15 protein-coding genes are annotated in these 19,403 nt (G+C 70.9%); 7 read left to right on the plus strand and 8 right to left on the minus strand.

Features of this window, described 5'->3' with window-relative positions; all coding sequences use genetic code 11:
• Window position 1: 1 nt before the first annotated feature.
• The 3 genes from ACGFR7_RS13040 to ACGFR7_RS13050 are packed head-to-tail and all read right to left on the minus strand — an operon-like array spanning window position 2 to window position 3,134.
• Entirely contained in the window at window positions 2-922 is a 921-nt protein-coding gene (locus ACGFR7_RS13040; RefSeq protein ID WP_393317187.1) for a sugar ABC transporter permease, read from the minus strand.
• Window positions 923-924: 2 nt separating this feature from the next.
• A complete protein-coding gene (locus tag ACGFR7_RS13045; RefSeq protein ID WP_393317611.1) occupies window positions 925-1,803 on the minus strand; it encodes a carbohydrate ABC transporter permease in 879 nt (292 codons plus the stop codon).
• Window positions 1,804-1,856: 53 nt separating this feature from the next.
• Complete coding sequence (locus tag ACGFR7_RS13050) at window positions 1,857-3,134, minus strand: extracellular solute-binding protein (protein ID WP_393317190.1); 1,278 nt, start codon at window positions 3,132-3,134, stop codon at window positions 1,857-1,859.
• 224 nt (window positions 3,135-3,358) lie between these two features.
• On the opposite strand from ACGFR7_RS13050, the gene ACGFR7_RS13055 reads away from it, so the two are divergent.
• Window positions 3,359-5,032: an alpha-amylase family glycosyl hydrolase gene (locus ACGFR7_RS13055; protein WP_393317193.1), complete on the plus strand. Its 1,674-nt coding sequence runs from the start codon at window positions 3,359-3,361 to the stop codon at window positions 5,030-5,032.
• A 24-nt stretch (window positions 5,033-5,056) separates the two neighbouring features.
• A complete protein-coding gene (locus ACGFR7_RS13060) occupies window positions 5,057-6,109 on the plus strand; it encodes a LacI family DNA-binding transcriptional regulator (protein WP_393317196.1) in 1,053 nt (350 codons plus the stop codon).
• A 15-nt stretch (window positions 6,110-6,124) separates the two neighbouring features.
• Here the strand turns inward: ACGFR7_RS13060 and ACGFR7_RS13065 are convergent, their stop codons facing one another.
• The 3 genes from ACGFR7_RS13065 to ACGFR7_RS13075 are packed head-to-tail and all read right to left on the minus strand — an operon-like array spanning window position 6,125 to window position 8,630.
• Complete coding sequence (locus ACGFR7_RS13065; RefSeq protein ID WP_393317199.1) at window positions 6,125-6,661, minus strand: hypothetical protein; 537 nt, start codon at window positions 6,659-6,661, stop codon at window positions 6,125-6,127.
• 40 nt (window positions 6,662-6,701) lie between these two features.
• Window positions 6,702-8,318, minus strand: coding sequence for an alpha/beta hydrolase (locus ACGFR7_RS13070; RefSeq protein WP_393317202.1), 1,617 nt, complete (start codon window positions 8,316-8,318; stop codon window positions 6,702-6,704).
• Window positions 8,319-8,324: 6 nt separating this feature from the next.
• Window positions 8,325-8,630 carry a hypothetical protein gene (locus ACGFR7_RS13075; protein ID WP_393317205.1) on the minus strand — a complete coding sequence of 102 codons (306 nt, stop codon included), beginning with the start codon at window positions 8,628-8,630 and terminating at the stop codon, window positions 8,325-8,327.
• Window positions 8,631-8,846: 216 nt separating this feature from the next.
• On the opposite strand from ACGFR7_RS13075, the gene ACGFR7_RS13080 reads away from it, so the two are divergent.
• Window positions 8,847-9,680: a phosphatase PAP2 family protein gene (locus ACGFR7_RS13080; protein WP_393317207.1), complete on the plus strand. Its 834-nt coding sequence runs from the start codon at window positions 8,847-8,849 to the stop codon at window positions 9,678-9,680.
• 52 nt (window positions 9,681-9,732) lie between these two features.
• Here the strand turns inward: ACGFR7_RS13080 and ACGFR7_RS13085 are convergent, their stop codons facing one another.
• A complete protein-coding gene (locus tag ACGFR7_RS13085) occupies window positions 9,733-12,756 on the minus strand; it encodes a bifunctional [glutamine synthetase] adenylyltransferase/[glutamine synthetase]-adenylyl-L-tyrosine phosphorylase (RefSeq protein WP_393317210.1) in 3,024 nt (1,007 codons plus the stop codon).
• Window positions 12,757-12,784: 28 nt separating this feature from the next.
• A complete protein-coding gene (glnA, locus tag ACGFR7_RS13090) occupies window positions 12,785-14,146 on the minus strand; it encodes a type I glutamate--ammonia ligase (protein ID WP_018090204.1) in 1,362 nt (453 codons plus the stop codon).
• A gap of 394 nt (window positions 14,147-14,540) precedes the next feature.
• Here glnA and ACGFR7_RS13095 point away from each other — a divergent pair, with 394 nt between their 5' ends.
• The 4 genes from ACGFR7_RS13095 (at window position 14,541) to ACGFR7_RS13110 (ending at window position 19,380) form a co-directional block, all read left to right on the plus strand.
• Window positions 14,541-15,185 (plus strand): hypothetical protein, encoded by a 645-nt coding sequence (locus tag ACGFR7_RS13095; RefSeq protein ID WP_393317213.1) that lies wholly within the window; start codon window positions 14,541-14,543, stop codon window positions 15,183-15,185.
• A 247-nt stretch (window positions 15,186-15,432) separates the two neighbouring features.
• Window positions 15,433-15,642, plus strand: coding sequence for a hypothetical protein (locus ACGFR7_RS13100; RefSeq protein ID WP_393317216.1), 210 nt, complete (start codon window positions 15,433-15,435; stop codon window positions 15,640-15,642).
• Between the two features lie 109 nt (window positions 15,643-15,751).
• Window positions 15,752-17,383 carry a multicopper oxidase family protein gene (locus tag ACGFR7_RS13105; protein ID WP_393317218.1) on the plus strand — a complete coding sequence of 544 codons (1,632 nt, stop codon included), beginning with the start codon at window positions 15,752-15,754 and terminating at the stop codon, window positions 17,381-17,383.
• Window positions 17,384-17,625: 242 nt separating this feature from the next.
• The gene (locus ACGFR7_RS13110) at window positions 17,626-19,380 is read left to right on the plus strand and encodes an NAD+ synthase (protein WP_393317221.1); all 1,755 of its coding nucleotides are present in this window, start codon (window positions 17,626-17,628) and stop codon (window positions 19,378-19,380) included.
• Window positions 19,381-19,403: the final 23 nt, after the last annotated feature.

Raw genomic sequence — 19,403 nt, forward strand, 5'->3', positions numbered from 1 at the left:
CTCAACCCTTGGTGGTGCCGGCGGTCAGTCCGGCGACGAGGTGGCGCTGGGCGAAGGCGAAGACGAGCGCGGCCGGCACGGCGATGATCACGGCGGCGGCGGTCATCGAACCCCAGTCGTTGGTGTACTGGTTGACGAAGGTCTGCAGCCCGCCGGCGAGCGTCAGGTTCTCCTCGCCGGTCATGAAGGCGGAGGCGTAGGCGACCTCGGCCCAGGCCGTGACGAAGGTGTAGAAGCCGGTGACGGCCAGGCCCGGTCTGGCGAGCGGCAGGACCAGGCGCCAGAAGGTGCCGAAGGGGTTGAGGCCGTCGACCCGTCCGGACTCGTCGATCTCCACCGGGATGGTGTCGAAGTAGCCCTTCATCATCCAGGCGCAGAAGGGGACGGCGATGGTCAGGTAGGTGATGACCAGGCCGGCCGGCTGGTTGAGCAGGCCCAGGCTCGCCAGCAGGTTGTACAGCGGCACGATCAGCACCGCGACCGGGAACATCTGCGTGATCAGCAGCAGCCACATCAGCGGGCGCATCCCGGGGAAGCGGAAGCGGCTGACGGCGTAGCCGGTGGTGGCGGCGATGAAGACACCGAGGACGGTGGTCAGCCCGACGATGATCACGGAGTTCTTGAACCAGGTCAGGAACTCGGTGCCGGCCAGGACGTGGGTGTAGTTGGCGAGGGTGAAGTGGGTGACGACGCTGGTGGAGAAGGCGTCGTTGGTGGGTTTGAAGGAGGTCACCAGCAGCCAGAGCGGCGGGAAGACGGCGACGACCGCGGCGACGGCGAGGGCCGCGTGCAGGCCGGCGGACGCCGGGCGGGACCGTTCGTTGCGCTTACGGGCCGTGCGCGCCGCGTTCGCAGGTGCCGTGCCGGTGGACGTCGTGCCCGTACGTGCCGTACGGGTGCGGGACGTGCTCGTGGGGGTCATGGTCACCACACCTCTCCCTGCTTGCGCAGCGCCCGGCGGTAGACGACCGCGACGACCGAGAGCAGGACCAGGATCAGGACGCCCCAGGCCGCGGACTCGGAGAAGTTGCGGGGGCTGTCGAGGAAGGAGAGCCGGTAGGCGTAGGTCACCAGGATCTCGGTGGCGTCGCCGGGGCCGCCCCGGGTCAGCAGGAAGATCACCGGGAACATGTTGAAGGTCCAGATGGTGGAGAGCAGGATCACCGTGCTGCTGACCGCGCGCAGTCCGGGGACGGTGATGTTGCGGAACCGCTGCCAGGCGCCGGCGCCGTCCATCTCGGCGGCCTCGTAGAGCTCGCCGGGTATGGACTGCAGTCCGCCGAGCAGCGCGACCAGCATGAAGGGCACGCCCAGCCAGACGTTGACGGCGATGACCGAGAGCTTGGCCCAGGTCGGGTCGTTGAGCCACGGGACCGCGTCGATGCCGCCGCCGGCCAGCAGCTTGTTGAGGATGCCGTTCTTCTCGTTGTAGAGCATCCGCCAGGTGAAGACCGAGATGAAGGCGGGGATGGCCCACGGCAGGATCAGCGCGAGGCGGTAGAAGGTGCGGCCGCGCAGCGTGCGGTTGAGCATGTTCGCCAGGGCGAGGCCGATCAGGAAGGTCAGCGAGACACAGCCGACGGTCCATACGACGGTCCAGCCCAGGCGGTCCCAGAAGACGCCGTCGGCCAGCACCGCCTTGTAGTTGTCCAGGCCGGTGAACTTGTAGGTGGCGGGGAGGTGGTTGACGCCGATGTTCCGCTCGACGTTGGCCTCGTCGGCGTCGGTGAGCGAGAGGAAGACGCCGCGCACCAGCGGATAGCCGATGATCACCCCGATGACGAGTACCACCGGGGCGACCATCGTCCATGCGTACCAGTGGGTGCCCAGCGTCCGGCGCACCCGTACAGCGAAGGTCACTTGTAGTCCTTGAGCAGCTTCCGGTAGGCGTCGCCGGCCGCCTTGGCGGCCTGCTCGGGCGAGGAGGCGCCGGTGAGCACCTTGTTCATCTGGACCTTGACCGGCTCGAAGAGCGAGTTGCCCTCGGCGATCCAGGGGCGCTGCACGGCGCCGTCCACGGCGGGCTTGAAGAACTGGACCATCTCGTTGCTCTTGACGGCCGGGACCTCGTACACGGACTTGCGGGTGGGCAGCAGGCTCAGCTTCTCGTTGGTCTGCCGCTGGACCGTGGCCGAGCTCATGTACTTGACGAAGGCGTAGGAGGCCTGGAGGTTCTTGCTGCCGGCGTAGACGGAGAGGTTCCAGCCGCCCTGCGGGGAGCCCTGGGCGGTGCTGCCGCCGGGTACGGGGGCGACGCCGAGGTTCTTCTTGTCCTTGAAGGCCTTGCCGGCGCGGGCGCCCTCGATGTCCCAGGGGCCGTCGATCGCCATCGCGACGGTGCCGTCCTTGAGGGCCTTGAGCTGGTTCTCCTGGCCGTCGGTGGCGTCGGTGACGGCCGCCTTGGAGTCGACCAGGCTCTTGATGGTCTTGAACGCCTTGACACCGGCGCCGTCGTCGATCTCCACGACCTTGTCGCGGGCGTCGACCATGTCGCCGCCTTCGCCGTAGAGGTAGGGCAGGAACCAGTAGGGGTCGTCACCGCGCAGGTAGAGGGCGGTGGCGCCGGTCTTCGCCTTGATCTTCTTGGCGGCGGTGGCCAGTTCGGCGAAGGACTTGGGCACCTCGACGCCGGCGTCCTTGAGGAGCTTCTTGTTGTAGAAGAGGCCCAGGGTGTCGATGACCTGGGGTGCGGCGTAGGTCTTGCCCTTGAACTTCGTGGAGCCGACGGCCTGCGGGAGGTAGTCGTCGGTCTTGTCGAGGGCGGGGGTGTTGTCGAGGGGCGCGAGGTAGCCGAGGTTGGCGAAGTCGGCGGTCCAGGCGACCTCGGTGCGCATCACGTCGGGGGCGCCGGAGTTGCCGCCGGCGGCGTTCTTGAACTTGGCGTTGGCGTCGCCGAACGGCACGTTCACATAGTTGACGTGGACCTTCGGGTGCTCTTTCTGGAAACCTTCGGCAAGCTTGCGGTACGTCGCCTTCTCGGCGTCGTTGGAGGTGTCCCAGAAGGTAACGGTTCCGGACAGTTCGCCCCCGCTGCCGCCGCCACTGCCGCCGTCACCTCCGCCGCACGCCGTCGCCGCCAGTGCCAGGCCCGCTACCAGCGCGGTGGCCGTTGCGCCCCGTATGCCACGCCGCATGTGAACTCCTTAGGGAAATGCCTCAGATGGCGGTCAGGAACGTAACAGCGCGGAAAACAAACCGAAAGACCTTGCGGCAAATTTCTGCAAGACTGCGGGAACGAACTGCAACGAGATGGCTGGAAGGGGACCCTCGGGGCGCTCCCGGCACCGTCACCCCGCGCCCGCCCGAGCGTTGATTGCTTGAAGGCACCGACGCCTCTTGACCTCGACAGGGACGGCAGATGACCCAGGAGCTCACTTCCCCCAGCCCCGCCCCCCAGGCCCCCGGACCGGGCCGAGGTCCCGGATGGTGGCGCGACGCCGTCATCTACCAGGTGTACGTCCGCTCCTTCGCCGACAGCGACGGCGACGGCATCGGCGATCTGCGCGGGGTCCGCGAGCGGCTGCCCTACCTCAGGGACCTGGGGGTGGACGCCGTCTGGCTCACCCCCTTCTACGCCTCACCGCAGGCCGACGGCGGCTATGACGTCGCCGACTACCGCGCCGTCGACCCGCTCTTCGGCACCCTCCAGGACGCCGACGAGCTCATCCGCGGCGCCCACGACCTGGGCCTGCGGGTGATCGTCGACATCGTCCCCAACCACACCTCCGACCGGCACCCGTGGTTCACGGACCCGGGGCTCGCCCGGCAGCGCTACCTCTTCCGCCCCGGCAAGGGCGAGGGCGGCGAACTCCCGCCCAACGACTGGGAGTCGGTCTTCGGCGGCCCGGCCTGGACCCGCACCGACCGGGGCGACTGGTACCTGCACCTCTTCGCCCCCGAGCAGCCCGACCTGAACTGGGAGAACCCGGAGGTGCACGCCGAATTCGAGGCCATCATGCGCTTCTGGCTCGACCTCGGGGTGGACGGCTTCCGGGTCGATGTCGCGCACGGCATGATCAAGGCCCCGGGCCTGCCGGACATCGGCCACGGCGCCCAGGCCCAGCTCATCGGCAGCCAGGTCCTGCCGTTCTTCGACCAGGACGGCGTACACGCCATCCACCGCGCCTGGCGCCGGCTGCTGGACGGCTACGGCGACGCCCGCGGCAAGCAGGTCATCGGCGTCGCCGAGGCCTGGGCCCCCACCCCGGAACGCCTCGCCCTGTACGTACGCCCCGACGAGCTCCACCAGGCCTTCAACTTCCAGTTCCTGAACGCCGCCTGGCAGGCCGACGCGCTGCGCTCGGTGATCGACGCCTCGCTCGCCGCCACCACCTCGGTCGGCGCCCCCACGACCTGGGTGCTGTCCAACCACGACGTCGTACGCCACACCACCCGCCTGGGCGGCAGCCTCGCCCGCGCCCGCGCCGCCACCCTCCTGATGCTGGCACTGCCCGGCTCCGCCTACCTCTACCAAGGCGAGGAACTGGGCCTGCCCGAGGTCACCGACCTGCCCGACGAGGTCCGCCAGGACCCGGCGTTCTTCCGCGGCGGCCGGGCGACCGGAGCGGCAGGCCCCGGCACCGACACCGAATCCGCCCCGGACGGCGTCGCCTCCACCAGCGGCCAGGACGGCTTCCGCGACGGCTGCCGGGTGCCGCTGCCCTGGTCCGGCGAGGCGCCGCCGTACGGCTTCGGGCCCGGCGGCAGCTGGCTGCCGCAGCCCGCCGACTGGGCACCGCTCACGGTTGCGGCCCAGACCGGCGACCCCGCCTCCACCCTGGAGCTCTACCGCGCCGCCCTCGGCCTGCGGCGCCGGCTGCCGGGACTGGGCGACGGCGCGATGAGCTGGGCACCCGCCCCCGACGGGGTGCTCGCCTTCACCCGTCCCGGCGTGCTGTGCACCGTCAATCCCCTGGGGCACGACGTCGAACTCCCCACGCCGGGAACACCGCTGCTCTCCAGCGCCCCGGTGACCATCGACGGCGCCGCCGCCCACCTCCCCGGGGACAGCTGCACCTGGTGGGCAATCTGACAGCAGACCGGTACAGTCCCACCCATGACCGCCCGGCTCTCCGATATCGCAGCACAGGCGGGTGTCAGCGAGGCCACCGTCAGCCGGGTTCTCAACGGTAAGCCCGGTGTCTCCGCCACCACCCGCCAGTCCGTGCTCGCCGCCCTCGACGTGCTGGGCTACGAGCGCCCGGTGCGGCTGCGGCAGCGCAGCGCGGGGCTGGTCGGGCTGATCACCCCGGAGCTGGAGAACCCGATCTTCCCGGCCTTCGCGCAGGTCATCGGGCAGGCCCTGACCCGCCAGGGCTATACGCCGGTCCTGGCGACGCAGACGCCGGGCGGCTCCACGGAGGACGAACTGACCGAGATGCTGGTCGACCGCGGGGTGGCCGGCATCATCTTCGTCTCCGGGCTGCACGCCGACACCTCCGCCGATATGCAGCGCTATGAGCAGCTGCGCGGCCAGGGCGTACCGTTCGTCCTCATCAACGGCTTCTCCGACAAGGTGCAGGCGCCCTTCGTCTCCCCCGACGACCGGGCCGCGGTGGACCTCGCGGTCACCCATCTCGGCGCGCTCGGCCACCGGCGGATCGGGCTGGCCCTCGGCCCCAAGCGCTTCGTGCCCGTGCAGCGCAAGATCGAGGGCTTCGTGCGCGCCATGCAGGAGCGGCTGCAGACCGGTCCGGCCGAGGCGGAGCCGTTCATCCAGCACTCCCTCTACACACTGGAGGGCGGCCAGGCCGCGGCGGGCGCGCTGATCGAGCGGGGCGCCACGGCCCTCGTCTGCGCCAGCGACATGATGGCGCTCGGCGCGGTCCGCGCGGCCCGGCAGCGCGGCCTCGACGTCCCGCGCGACATCTCCGTGGTCGGCTTCGACGACTCCCCGCTGATCGCCTTCACCGACCCGCCGCTGACCACGATCCGGCAGCCGGTCACGGCCATGGGGCAGGCGGCCGTGCGCGCGCTGCTGGAGGAGATCGGCGGCACCCCGGCCCCGCACAGCGAGTTCGTCTTCCACCCCGAGCTGGTGGTCCGCGGCTCGACCGCCTCGGCCCCGAAGCCGGCCGGGATCCCGAAGCCGCTGCGGGCCACCCCCTAGGGGCCCGGTACGGCATCAGAACTCTTGCTGCCGCACTCCCGGCGGGAGGTAGCAGGGCGTCGTGACCACGTACTGCAGGCTGTCGGGTTGCTCGACGCTCTCCACGGTGAGGGAGATCCGCTCCTTCCGCCTCCCGATGACACTGCCGTCGAGGATGACCGGCCGGTCGTCGCCGGGCCTCTCGTCCAGATGGCCGACGGTGATCCGCCCGCCTTCCAGCGCCTTGCGGAGCCTGCGGGCGGCGGCGATGTGCTGCTCCCGGGGCAGTTCGCCCCTGACGTGGTACGTCAAGGTGAAGCGGCCGTCCTGGGCGGTTTCGTCGCCCTTCCCGACGCACTCGTGGAAGCTCTTCACGGCCGTACGGGACGCGAGCTCGACCCCCGACGAACCGGCCAGGGTCTTCGTGTACTGCCGCGCCTCGCCGAGAGCCTGCGCCTCGCTCTTGCGCGGCAGGGGGGCGTTCTTGTCCTCCTCGCTGTCGCCGCCGCAGGCCGTGGTGAGCAGCAGCACGGCAAGGCACAGCGCGCGGTGTGCCGTACGTGCGGTGACCACGGTCCTCCCTCTCTGCCCGTGAGCGCGTGCCGCTTGTCCGCTATCCGGGATAGAGCGGCCAGTCGTTGTCGTCCTTGGGGACCGTGCGCGGCCGTTCCCCGGCGATGATCCTGCCCTGATTCTCCAGGGCCTTGCTGTCGTCGTTCCAGTAGTCGCTGTGCCCGCCCTTGGGGTCGACGTAGAAGTTGTTGCCGCCGAAAGGCTTCTCGGCCGGGTTGTCACCGAGGTTGAAGTCGGAGAAGTCGTCGACGATCTCGTCGTTCCTGGAGTTGCCGATCCAGACGTGGTCCGGGTCGATGTTCAGGTCCCCGGCCTCGTTGACGTGCATCCCCGGGCTGCCGACCCCGACGATGTCATCGGCCCCCAGGCCGCCGTCCCCGCTCGCCGCGACGCCCACCGTCGTCGATCCGTAGCTGTGGCCGATCACCGTCATGTGGGTGGGCGAGCCATGGTGCGACTCGCGCAGACCGCCGACGAAACGGCGCAGGTCCGGGGCCCCCTCATTGGCGCGGTCCTCGGTGCTCACCCCGCCGTTGTCCCACTTCTTGCCGCCTTCCCACTCGGGGGCGTCGTAGCCGAGCCACCAGACCGTGGAGACGCGTTCGTTGGGCGCGGCCTCCCGGGTGGCGGCGTCGTGCAGCCGGTCGATGCGGCTGAGCTGGCCCTGGGCGCTGCCCAGCGTGGTGTCGGTGCCCGGGACGAGGACGGCGGTGTGGTCGGCGCGGTCCGGGTTGCCGAGGGCGACCGCCGCCTTGCCGTCGTCCTCGGGGTCGAGCATCAGCAGGTACGGCTGCTTGCGCTCGGGACCGCCGTCCGCCTCGTCGAGGGCGTCCCTCAGTGCCAGCAGGTTCCTGCGGCGCTTCAGGTAGGCGTTGCCCTCGGTCTCCAGTGATTCCCTGGGGTTCTTGCTGTTGAGCTCTTCCAGCTTTTGATCGAGCACCGTGCGGTTGGCCTCGTCGCGTACGTCCGAGGGCAGGCCGCTCATTGCGCCGATGATCCCCGGATAGGCGGCGAGGTACAGCTCCTTCTTCTCGTCGGACAGCCCCGCCCACCAGCGGGAGTTCTCCCCCTCAAGGTCGTTGAGCGGAATGTCGCTGACCCGCACGCCCGCGTGCCGGGAGACCTCGTTGGCGTCCATTGCGGTGTCCTGCCGGCCGCCAGGGGAGGTGAGCACCTTCGATTCGAGGCGGCCGAGGTCCGCGACGGCCCGGTCGTTGGCGTCCTGCGCCCGCTTCAGCGCACGGTTCATGGCGTCGCGGTGCCCGTCGAGCGAACCGCCGTATTGGGAGGGGCCGCCCGCGGGCGGGTTGATGACGCCGTCGTCCGTCACCTCGAAGCCGTCGTCCTCCGCGGCGCGTACCGCCCGGCGCAGGTCGGAACGGGCGGCCGTCAGCTCCTGAGCGGCGGTGCCGAGCGTGGTCTGGATGAGCATCGCCTGCTGGGTGGCGAGGGCCAGCTGGCTCTCGTGCTTCTCCATCGTGTCGAGAGCGGTCTTTGCCGCCTCGCCCTGCCACTCCTCGTGCAGCGGCCCGGTGACCCGGTGGCGGTGGGCGTCCCGGGAGCGTTCGAGCTGGTCCGAGAGCTTCTTCCAGCCGGACTCGGCGGTCTCGAGATCGGAGACGTCCAGCTTGAACAGTCGCGTGAACTCGCTACTCACGGGCCGTCACCCCAGGACCGCGCGCATGGACTGCGCGACATGCGACTCGGTGCTGTCGGTCGAGCCCGCGGTGGAGCGCAGGTCCCGCGCCGACTTGCGGATACGGGACTGCAGACCCTTCAGCCCCTTTTCCCAGTCCGTGGCGGTGGCGGTGAGGCGGTCGCCCAGGCTCCAGGCGGAGAGCGCGTCGGCCGCGGTGCGTGTCTGTTCGAGCGCGGTGCTGATCTCGCTGTCGTTGTCGTCGGCCAGATGATCGGCGGCCCGCGCGGACGCGCGCAGCTCGTCCGGACTGATCCGTAAGGCGTCGGCCATCGTTTCAACCCCCGTTGACGGGCCAAGAGTAACGGTGCAGCAAATGTCTAAAGGGCGGTTCATCGCCTGTCAAGGAATGGCCCCGAAAAGAGAGGGCCGGCCCCTCGTACCCCGGTGGTAGGGGTTCCGGCGTCCCCCGCAAGTCCGATATGAGGCATCGAATACCCGACCGAAGGATGATCGCCGGTACGCCCCTTTCTGGCAGACTGTCTGCCTATGGGTGAAGCGAATACGAGGACGTTGGACGGCCTGCCGACCACCCCGCCACCCAAGGGGGAACGCGCGGACCACCCGGTGGCCGAGAGGCGAATGGCCCGTCTGCGTGCTCCTCGCACTCCCCGGCTCTGGTTCGAGATCCTGCTGATCGCGGTCAGTTACTGGACGTACTCGGTGATCCGCAACGCGGTGCCCGAGCAGAAGGCCAAGGCCCTCAGGAACGCCGACTGGGTCTGGCAGGCGGAGCACGCCCTCGGTATCGCCGTCGAACACACCGTCAACCATGCCGTGAACTCCGTGACATGGCTGATCGTCACGATGAACTACTACTACGCGACGCTGCACTTCATCGTGACGATCGGGGTGCTGGTCTGGCTCTACCGGTGGCACCCCGGCCGTTATGCCGCCGCCCGGCTGGCACTCTTCGCCACCACCGGCATCGCCCTGATCGGCTACTACTTCTACCCGTTGGCACCACCCCGGCTGATGCCGGACGGCGGCTTCATCGACACCCTCGTCAACCACGGGACCTGGGGCTCGATGGCGTCCGGCAACCTCGCCTCGATGTCCAACCAGTACGCCGCGATGCCGTCGATGCACATCGGCTGGTCCCTGTGGTGCGGCATCACCATCGCGCTCCTCGCCCGGTCGCGGTGGGCCAAGACCCTCGGCCTGCTCTACCCCGCCACGACCCTCCTGGTCATCGTCTCCACCGCCAACCACTTCTGGCTGGACGCGATGGGGGGCGTGCTGTGCCTGGGCTTCGGCTTCGCGATGGCGTGTGTGTGGTTCGGGACGCTGCCGCATCGGCTGTCGCGTATTGCGGTGGCTTAACTTCCCACGGTGCCGGCTTCCCGTCGTGGGAAGCACAGCGCAGCGGACCGCCTCACGCCCCGTAAAAGATCTCCTCCACGACGCCCCGCGCCCGCCGCGTCACCCGGCGGTAGTCGTCGATCATCTCGCCGATGTGGCCTTCCTCGTAGCCGAGGTAGCGGCCCACGGCTGCCACTTCGCGGCCGTCGACGGGGAAGGTGTCGCCGGGGCGGGCGCGGACGACCATGACGGCGTTGCGTACCCGGGCCGCCAGGACCCAGGCCTCGTCGAGGGTCTGGGCGTCCTCGGTGCCGATCAAGCCGGCGGCGTGGGCGGCGGCCAGTGCCTCGCGGGTGCGGGTGGTGCGCAGGCCGGGGACCTCCCAGCCGTGCTGCATCTGCAGCAGTTGCACCGTCCATTCGACGTCGCTGAGGCCGCCGCGGCCGAGCTTGGCGTGGGTGGTGGGGTCGGCGCCGCGGGGCAGCCGCTCGGCCTCCATCCGGGCCTTGAGCTTGCGGATCTCGCGGACCGCGTCGTCGCCCAGGCCCTCGGCCGGATAGCGCAGCGGGTCGATCAGCTCGATGAACCGCTCCCCCAGCTCGGCGTCGCCCGCGACCGGTTCGGCGCGCAGCAGGGCTTGCGACTCCCACACCAGCGACCAGCGCCGGTAGTAGGCCGCGTACGAGGCGAGGGTCCGTACGAGCGGGCCCGACCTGCCCTCCGGGCGCAGATCCGCGTCGATGGGCAACGGCGGGTCGGAGGAGGGGATTTCGAGCAGCCGGCGCATCTCGTTGGCGACGGCGTGGGCGGCCTTGGCGGCCTCCTGTTCGTCGGCGCCCTCGCGCGGCTCGTGGACGAAGAGGACATCGGCGTCCGAGCCGTAGCTCAGCTCACGGCCGCCGAAGCGGCCCATGCCGATCACCGCGAAGCGGGTGGGCAGGGTGTCGCCCCACTGCTGGCGGACCGCCGCGCGCAGGGCACCGGCGAGGGTGGCGGCGTTGAGGTCGGAGACCGCGGAGCCGACGGCGTCGACGGAGTGGCCGTGATCGTTGTCCGCCGGGCTGAACTCCGTGCCGTACGCGCCGATGACGTCCGCGGCAGCCGTGCGGAACAGCTCTCTGCGGCGCACTCCGCGGGCCGCCGCGACCGCCGCCTCCGCGCCGTCCGCGCGGCCGACGGCGGCCAGCACCTCCTGCTCCAGCGCGGCCCGGCCGCGCGGCTGCAGCCCGTCGGGGGCGCCGAGCAGCGCGACCGCCTCGGGGGCGCGCAGCAGCAGGTCGGGGGCGAGCCGGCCGGCGGACAGCACCCGGGCGAGGTTTTCGGCGGCCGCGCCCTCGTCGCGCAGCAGCCGCAGGTACCAGGGCGTCTTGCCGAGCGCGTCGGAGACCTTGCGGAAGTTGAGCAGGCCGGCGTCCGGGTCGGCGGAGTCCGCGAACCAGGCCAGCAGCACCGGCAGCAGCGTCCGCTGGATGGCGGCCTTGCGGGTCACGCCGGACGCCAGCGCCTCCAGATGCCGCAGCGCGGCCACCGGGTCGGCGTAGCCGAGCGCTTCGAGGCGGTGTCCTGCGGCCCGGGCGGAGAGCCGGGTCTCGCCGGGCTCCAGGGTGGCGACGGCATCGAGCAGCGGACGGTAGAAGAGCTTTTCGTGCAGCCGGCGCACTTCCCTGGCGTGCCACTTCCACTCCTTGCGGAGGGTGTCGACCGGTTCGGTCCGCAGGCCCAACGAGCGTGCCAGGCGCCGCTGTTCGCCCTCACCCTCGGGCATCAGATGGGTACGGCGCATCCGGAAGAGCTGGATGCGGTGCTCCAGCGTACGCAGGAAGCGGTAGGCGGCGTCCAGGGCCGCGGCGTCCTGGCGTCCGACGTAGCCGCCTGCGGCCAGCGCCGCGAGGGCGTCGAGGGTGGTGGCGCTGCGCAGCGTGGCATCGCTGCGGCCGTGCACCAACTGTAGGAGCTGGACGGCGAATTCGACGTCGCGCAGTCCGCCGGGGCCGAGCTTGAGCTCCCGCTCGACCTGGGCCGCGGGGATGTTCTCGACGACCCGGCGGCGCATCTGGCGTACGTCGGCGACGAAGTTCTCCCGCTCGGCGACCTCCCACACCATCGGCGCCAACGCGTCCACGTACTCCTGGCCCAGCTGCAGGTCACCGGCCATCGGGCGGGCCTTGAGCAGCGCCTGGAACTCCCAGGTCTTGGCCCAGCGCTGGTAGTAGGCGAGATGGCTGGAGAGGGTGCGCACCAGCGGCCCGTTGCGGCCCTCGGGGCGCAGGTTGGCGTCCACCGGCCAGATCGTGCCCTCGACGGTGTTGTCCGAGCACAGGCGCATCATGCGGGCGGCGATCCGGGTCGCGGCCTGCAGCGCCTGGGCCTCGTCCACTCCCTCCTTGGCCTCGGCGACGAAGATGACATCGACGTCCGAGACGTAGTTCAGCTCCCGGCCGCCGCATTTGCCCATGCCGATGACGGCCAGCCGGCACACCGCGGCGTCGCCGGGCGCCTCCTCGTAACTGATCTCCAGGGCGGCCCGTACCGTGGCGGTGGCCAGGTCCGCCAGCTCGGCCGCGGCCTCGGCGACATCGGTCGTGCCGCACACATCGCGGGCGGCGATGCCCAGCAGGGAGCGGCGGTAGGCGGTGCGCAGCGCGTCGGCCCGCGGCCGTTCGGCGTTCTTGCCGCCCCAGATCCCCTCGGCGAGCGCCAGCTCGAACTCGGGGGTGGTGGGGTGCAGGTCGACCGACTCGTAGGTGACCAGCGACTGCCAGTCGCGCGGGTGGCGGACGAGATGGTCGGCAAGCGCCTCGGAGGCGCCCAGCACCCCCAGCAGCCGGTCGCGCAGCGGCTTCGCCGCGACGATGGTGCTCAGCAGCGTCTGCTGCTCGTCGCCTTCCTGCGCCTCCACCAGCCGGACCAGGCTGTGCAGCGCCAGGTCCGGGTCGGCGGTGGCGCCCAGCGCTTCGAGCAGTACCGAGTCATCGCGTACGGAGGCGAGTTCGGGGGCGTCCAGCAGCTCCCCGGCCGCCGAGGGGTCGGTGAAACCGTGCCTCAGCAGCCGGGTGTAGGTGCTGCTCCGCCGGCCCTGCGGAGCGGGAAGTGCCATGGGTGCAGCCTCTCGGTGGCGCGGTGGCTCAGAGCACGGGCAGCATCTTGCGCAGCTCGAAGGCGGTGACCTCCGAGCGGTACTCCTCCCACTCCTGCTTCTTGTTGCGCAGGAAGAAGTCGAAGACGTGCTCGCCAAGGGTCTCGGCGACCAGCTCGCTGCGCTCCATCAGCTCGATGGCCTCGCCGAGGTTCTGCGGCAGCGGCTCGATGCCCATCGCCCGGCGCTCGGAGTCGGAAAGCGCCCAGACGTCGTCATCGGCGCCGGCCGGCAGCTCGTACCCCTCTTCGATGCCCTTGAGACCGGCCGCGAGCAGCACCGCGTAGGTCAGGTACGGGTTGGCGCCGGAGTCGATGGAGCGGACCTCGACCCGCGTGGAGCCCATCTTGCCGGGCTTGTACATCGGGACGCGGATCAGTGCGGAGCGGTTGTTGTGGCCCCAGCAGATGTACGAGGGGGCCTCGCCGCCGGCGCCGGCGGTGCGGTTGGCGCCGCCCCAGATGCGCTTGTAGGAGTTGACCCACTGGTTGGTGACGGCGGAGATCTCCCCCGCGTGCCGCAGCAGGCCGGCGATGAAGGAACGTCCCACCTTGGAGAGTTGGTACTCAGAACCCGACTCGTGGAAGGCGTTGCGGTCGCCCTCGAAAAGGGAGAGGTGGGTGTGCATGCCCGAGCCCGGGTATTCGGAGAACGGCTTGGGCATGAAGGTGGCCTGCACGCCCTGCTCCAGGGCCACCTGCTTCATGACCAGCCGGAACGTCATGATGTTGTCGGCGGTCGAGAGGGCGTCGGCGTAGCGCAGGTCGATCTCCTGCTGGCCGGGAGCGCCCTCGTGGTGGCTGAACTCCACCGAGATGCCCATCGACTCCAGCATCGTGATCGCCTGCCGGCGGAAGTCCATGCCGACGTTCTGCGGGGTGTGGTCGAAGTAGCCCGAGGAGTCGCCGGGGGTCGGCCGCTGGCCGTCCACGGGCTTGTCCTTGAGCAGGAAGAACTCGATCTCCGGGTGGGTGTAGAAGGTGAACCCGAGGTCGGAGGTCTTGGCCAGGATGCGCTTGAGGACGTAGCGCGGGTCGGCGTAGGAGGGGGAGCCGTCCGGCATCAGGATGTCGCAGAACATCCGGGCGGTGCCGGGGGCCTCGGCGCGCCAGGGCAGGATCTGGAAGGTGCCGGGGTCCGGCTTGGCGATCATGTCCGACTCGTACACCCGGGCGAACCCCTCGATGGCCGAGCCGTCGAAGCCGATGCCCTCGTCGAAAGCCTGCTCCAGCTCCGCGGGAGCCACCGCCACGGACTTGAGGAAACCGAGGACATCGGTGAACCACAGCCGTACGAAGCGGATGTCGCGCTCCTCGAGCGTGCGGAGCACAAACTCCTGCTGCTTGTCCATGGGTCACCAATCCTTGCAGGTCAATCGGCCTGTCCACACGCGCCGGATCACGCGACGTGGCACACCAGTATCACGTGAGGGGGTTACCGTCACATTACGCACCCTTGGCCTGAATCAGAACCGCCGTCCCGTAACCCTCACCTCGCATCCTTCCCGTGGCGAGCGGGCTCAGCGCAGCGGACGGGGGCAAACGGGGGGCTTGACGGAGTCTTGAAACGAGCCTGAGCGGCCGTTGACCCGGTGTTGAAGGGACCGTTCCCTGTCCTTCCTACGCTGATTCCGGATCATGAACGACCCGGATCACAGCGGGCGGTCCGCCGGCGCAGCGGAGGGTCCCGGCGAAGCCCCCCGGCCGAGCGCCGAGAAGGACAGAGAGACGGACAGGGAGACGGACATGCACCCCAGCCCCGTCGTCCCCGAGCGGGACGCCTGGCTCCTTGCGCACGGCTCGGCCCTTCTGCGGCCCGGGGAAACACTGCTCGGCGCCCTGCCGGTGCGGCTCGACCCCCTGGTGCCCGATCGCATCCCCAGGCGCTGCCGACGGCCGAAGCCACAGGCGCAGGAGCGGGCCCGGTTCACGGGGTGGGGGCGGATCTTCCTGCCGGTGGCCGCCGTGATGTGGGTGTGCTCGCTGCCCGCCGGACTGCTGGAGCGGGGCGCCCACCACACCTGGTACGGGCTCCGCCGGATCTTCCGGGGCCGGGTCTGGGAGGGCGGCTGGGACAGCGCCGCCGGGTGGTTCGCGGTCACCACCCGGACGGGCACCGACGACGAGCTCCGGTACGACAACCACCGGCTCGCGCTGGCCTTCACCGACCAGCGGCTGCTGCTGCTGAGCCATCCCGCACTGCCGGACCGGGAGGCGGCGCGGCCGCTCGGCGAACTGCCCCGCGGCCGCTACGCCCTGCGGCGCGAGCCGCATCCCGCGCGCCACACCCGCCGGGTGGACCTCGCGTTCCCCGACGGGTCCTGGCTGGCGCTGGAGGCCGCGGAGCGGGAGCAGGTGCCGCAGCTCAGCGGTCTGCTGTCCGCCCGCTGAACGGGACCCTCCCCCGCTCGGCGGTCATCCTCGCCCTCCCCGCCCGGCGGACGGCGCCGCCGCGGCCCGCCGGGTCGTTTCCCGGCTGCCGGCTGCCGGCTGCCGGGAGTGCTCGGGTCATCCGCCGGACGGCGCAATGGCACTCCGCTCGGCGGGCCACCACGAGACCCATACCCCTAGGGGGTAGATTGCGTCAAGCGGACCTCCTCCCGCGTCCGCCGGTTCGCCGTCCGTCGAGAGGTCCGCGATGCAGGAACAGGGCACGACCGCCGCGTGGTGCGGCCGGCTGCTGCTGTTCACCGCGCCGCCTGCCGCCCCCGCCACCCCGCAGACGCCCGGACACCCGGTGACCGGACACCCGGTGGCCGGATACCCGGTGGCCGGATACGGCGGCCACGCCGGACTCGGCGGCCCGTGGCCGATATCCGGGCCGCCGCGCCCCGCACTCCCCGCCTGACCGTCGGTGCCGCGCGTGCAGGAGCACGCCCCGCAGCCGACGCCCACCGGAGCCCGCGGCAGTGACCCCGCCCAGATCACCACCGACATCGTCTCGAGGTGTTTCTCCCATGCGTACGCACTCCCGCCGCACCCTGCTCGGCGCAGGTCTCGCCGCCGCCGGCAGCGGTCTGCTGTCCGCCTGTGCCACCGGCCGGACCGGCTTCGGCCCGCACTCCGGTATGGACGGCATGAACGGCACGGCCCCTTCCACCGGTCCGGACGGCCGCCCCTCGTCCGGCTATGTGTCCCCCGACGGCCCGGAGGTCGCCGAGGCCGAGCGCGGGCGGGGCAGGGGCCCCGTGCGCCACTTCGCGCTGACCGCCGGTGTCAGCCGGTTCGACCTGGGCGGCCGTACCGTCGAGACCTGGGCGTACGGCGATGAGCTGCCCGGCAAGATCATGCGCGTCACCGCGGGCGACCGGATCGCGCTGGCCCTCACCAACCACCTCCCGCAGCCCACGACGCTGCACTGGCACGGGCTGACGGTGCGCAACGACATGGACGGGGTACCCGGGGTGACCCAGCGGTCCATCAGGCCCGGCGCCACCTTCGACTACCACTTCGCGGTCACCACCCCCGGCACCCACTGGGTGCATCCGCACTACGGTCTCCAGTTGGACCGCGGGCTGTACGCGCCGCTGATCGTCGACGACCCCAGGGAACCGCTCTCCTACGACAAGGAGTGGATCGTCCTGATGGACGACTGGGTCGACGGGGTCGACGGCAGCACACCCGAGAGCGTGCTCAAGCAGTTGCACGGAGGCGTGGACCGCGGGCCCATGAGCCATGGCGAGACGGAGATGGGCCCCCCACGGGAGCGCGGGCGCGGCGCCCACACCATGGGCGGGGCGGTCGTCCCCTCCGACGGCCCGTCGCGGATCCTCAAGGGCGCCCGGAGCAGGCTGCTCGGCCACGACGCGGGGGATGTGGACCACCCCTACCACCTCGTCAACGGCCGCTCCGTCCATGACCCGCGGACCTTCCGCGCCAGGCCCGGCGACCGCATCCGGATCCGCTTCATCAACGCGGCCGGCGAGACCGCCTACCGCGTCGCACTCGGCGACCACCGGATGACCGTGACGCACACCGACGGCCTCCCCGTCGAGCACTCCGAGACCGATGCACTGCTCATCGGGATGGCCGAACGCTATGACGTCCTGGTCACGGCAGGGGACGGCGTCTTCCCGCTCACCGTGCTCGCCGAGGGCAAGGGGCGCTCCGCGCTGGGCCTGCTGCGCACCGGGAGCGGCGAGGCGCCCGGCCCGTCCGCCCGGCCCAAGAGCCTCTACGGCAGGATCGTGACGGCGGACCGGCTGACGGCCGCCGCGTCGGTACGCTCCGCGTCGCGCCGCCCCGATCGCACCATCGAAATGACCCTCACCGGCACCATGGAGAAGTACGACTGGGCGATCAACGGGAGCCCGTACACGCCCTCGCAGCGGTATCCCGTCGAGGCCGGTGAGCGGGTCCGGATCATCTTCCGCAACCACACCAGGATGTGGCACCCGATGCATCTGCACGGCCACACCTTCGCGCTGCCCAACGGCGGGCCCCGCAAGGACACCACGATCCTGCTGCCCGGCCGCAGGGTGGACGTCGATTTCCACGCCGACAACCCCGGGCTGTGGATGGTCCACTGCCACAACATCTACCACTCGGAGTCCGGGATGATGACGATCATCGGCTACCGCAAGAAGTAGCAGCGGCGGCCCGTGGGTGTGCGGCGGACGCGCCCGGGCCGGAGGGCGTGTGACGGACGGGACCGGGGCGGAGGGCGGCGCACGGCACGGGGGTGTGCGGCGGACGCGCCCCGCGGGCCTCTCCCTGGCCGCCCGTCGCACCGCCCGTCACGCCGCCCGTCGCACCGCCCCCGAGGCACCGCCGACACGTCTCCGCCCTTCCTCACCCCCCATTGCGTCAGAAAGACGATTACACTGGCGGAGTGCCTCAACTTCGTCTCGCCCTCAACCAGATCGACAGCTGTGTCGGCGCGCTCGACCGGAACGCCGAGGCGATCCTGCGCTGGACCCGGCACGCCGCCGACCAGGGCGCGCACCTCGTCGCCTTCCCCGAGATGGCGCTGACCGGTTATCCCGTCGAGGACCTGGCGCTGCGCCCCTCGTTCGTCGAGGCGAGCCGCGACACGCTGCGGACGCTGGCCGGCCGGCTGGCGTCGCAGGGCATGGGCGACCTCCCGGTGATCGTCGGCTATCTCGACCGCGGTGCGCAGGCCAAGCCGCGCTACGGCCGGCCCGCGGGCGCCCCGCAGAACGCCGCCGCCGTGCTGTACCGCGGCGAGGTCGCGCTGACCTTCGCCAAGCACCACCTTCCCAACTACGGCGTCTTCGACGAGTTCCGCTACTTCGTCCCCGGCGACACCCTGCCCGTCGTGCGGGTGCACGGGGTGGATGTCGCGCTCGCCATCTGCGAGGACCTGTGGCAGGACGGCGGACGGGTGCCGGCGACGCGCAGCGCGGGCGCCGGGCTCCTGGTGTCGGTCAACGCCTCGCCCTACGAGCGGGACAAGGACGACACCCGGCTGGAACTGGTCCGCAAGCGGGCGCAGGAAGCCGGCTGCACCACCGCCTATCTGGCGATGATCGGCGGCCAGGACGAGCTGGTATTCGACGGCGACTCGATCGTCGTCGACAAGGAAGGCACCGTGATCGCGCGGGCGCCGCAGTTCGCGGAGGGCTGTGTGCTGGTCGACCTGGACCTGCCCGCCGCGGCGCCGGTGGCCCCGGCGGGCGTGCTGGACGACGGGCTGCGCGTGGACCACCACGTCCTGTCGCCCGACCCGCTGCCGCCCTACCCGCCCGAGACGCCCGGTGGCGAGGCCGAACGCCTCACGGACCTGGAGGAGATCTACACCGCGCTGGTCGTCGGCCTGCGCGCGTATGCCGCCAAGAACGGCTTCGGCAGCGTGGTGCTCGGCCTCTCCGGCGGGATCGACTCGGCGCTGGTCGCCACGCTCGCCTGCGACGCCCTGGGGGCGGAGCACGTGCACGCCGTGGCGATGCCCTCCCGCTACTCCTCGGAGCACTCCCTCACCGACGCGGCCGAACTCGCCCGCCGTACGGGCCTGGCCTTCCGTACGGTGCCGATCGGCCCGATGTTCGACGCGTACATGGCTGCGCTGCCGCTGACCGGGCTGGCCGAGGAGAATCTGCAGTCGCGGCTGCGGGGCACCACCTTGATGGCCCTCTCCAACCAGGAGGGCCACCTGGTCCTCGCCCCCGGCAACAAGTCCGAGCTGGCCTGCGGCTATTCGACCCTCTACGGCGACTCGGTGGGCGGTTACGGCCCGATCAAGGACGTCTACAAGTCGGTCGTCTACCAACTGGCCCGCTGGCGCAACCAGGCCGCCGCCGACCGCGGCCGGATCCCGCCGATCCCGGAGAACACCCTTACCAAGCCCCCGAGCGCCGAGCTGCGCCCCGGCCAGGTCGACACCGACTCGCTGCCCGACTACGACATCCTGGACCGCATCCTGGAGCTCTATGTCGACCACGACCGCGGCCGGGAGGACATCGTCGCCCAGGGCTTCGACGAGACCCTGGTGACGCGGGTCCTGCGGATGGTCGACCACGCCGAGTACAAGCGCCGCCAGTACCCGCCCGGCCCCAAGATCTCCGCGAAGGGCTTCGGCAAGGACCGGCGCCTGCCGATCACCAACCACTGGCGGGAAGGGAGCTGACGGGAAAGGAGCTGACGGGTTGT

The sequence above is a fragment of the Streptomyces sp. NPDC048516 genome (genome assembly GCF_043199875.1).
Lineage (GTDB): Bacteria > Actinomycetota > Actinomycetes > Streptomycetales > Streptomycetaceae > Streptomyces.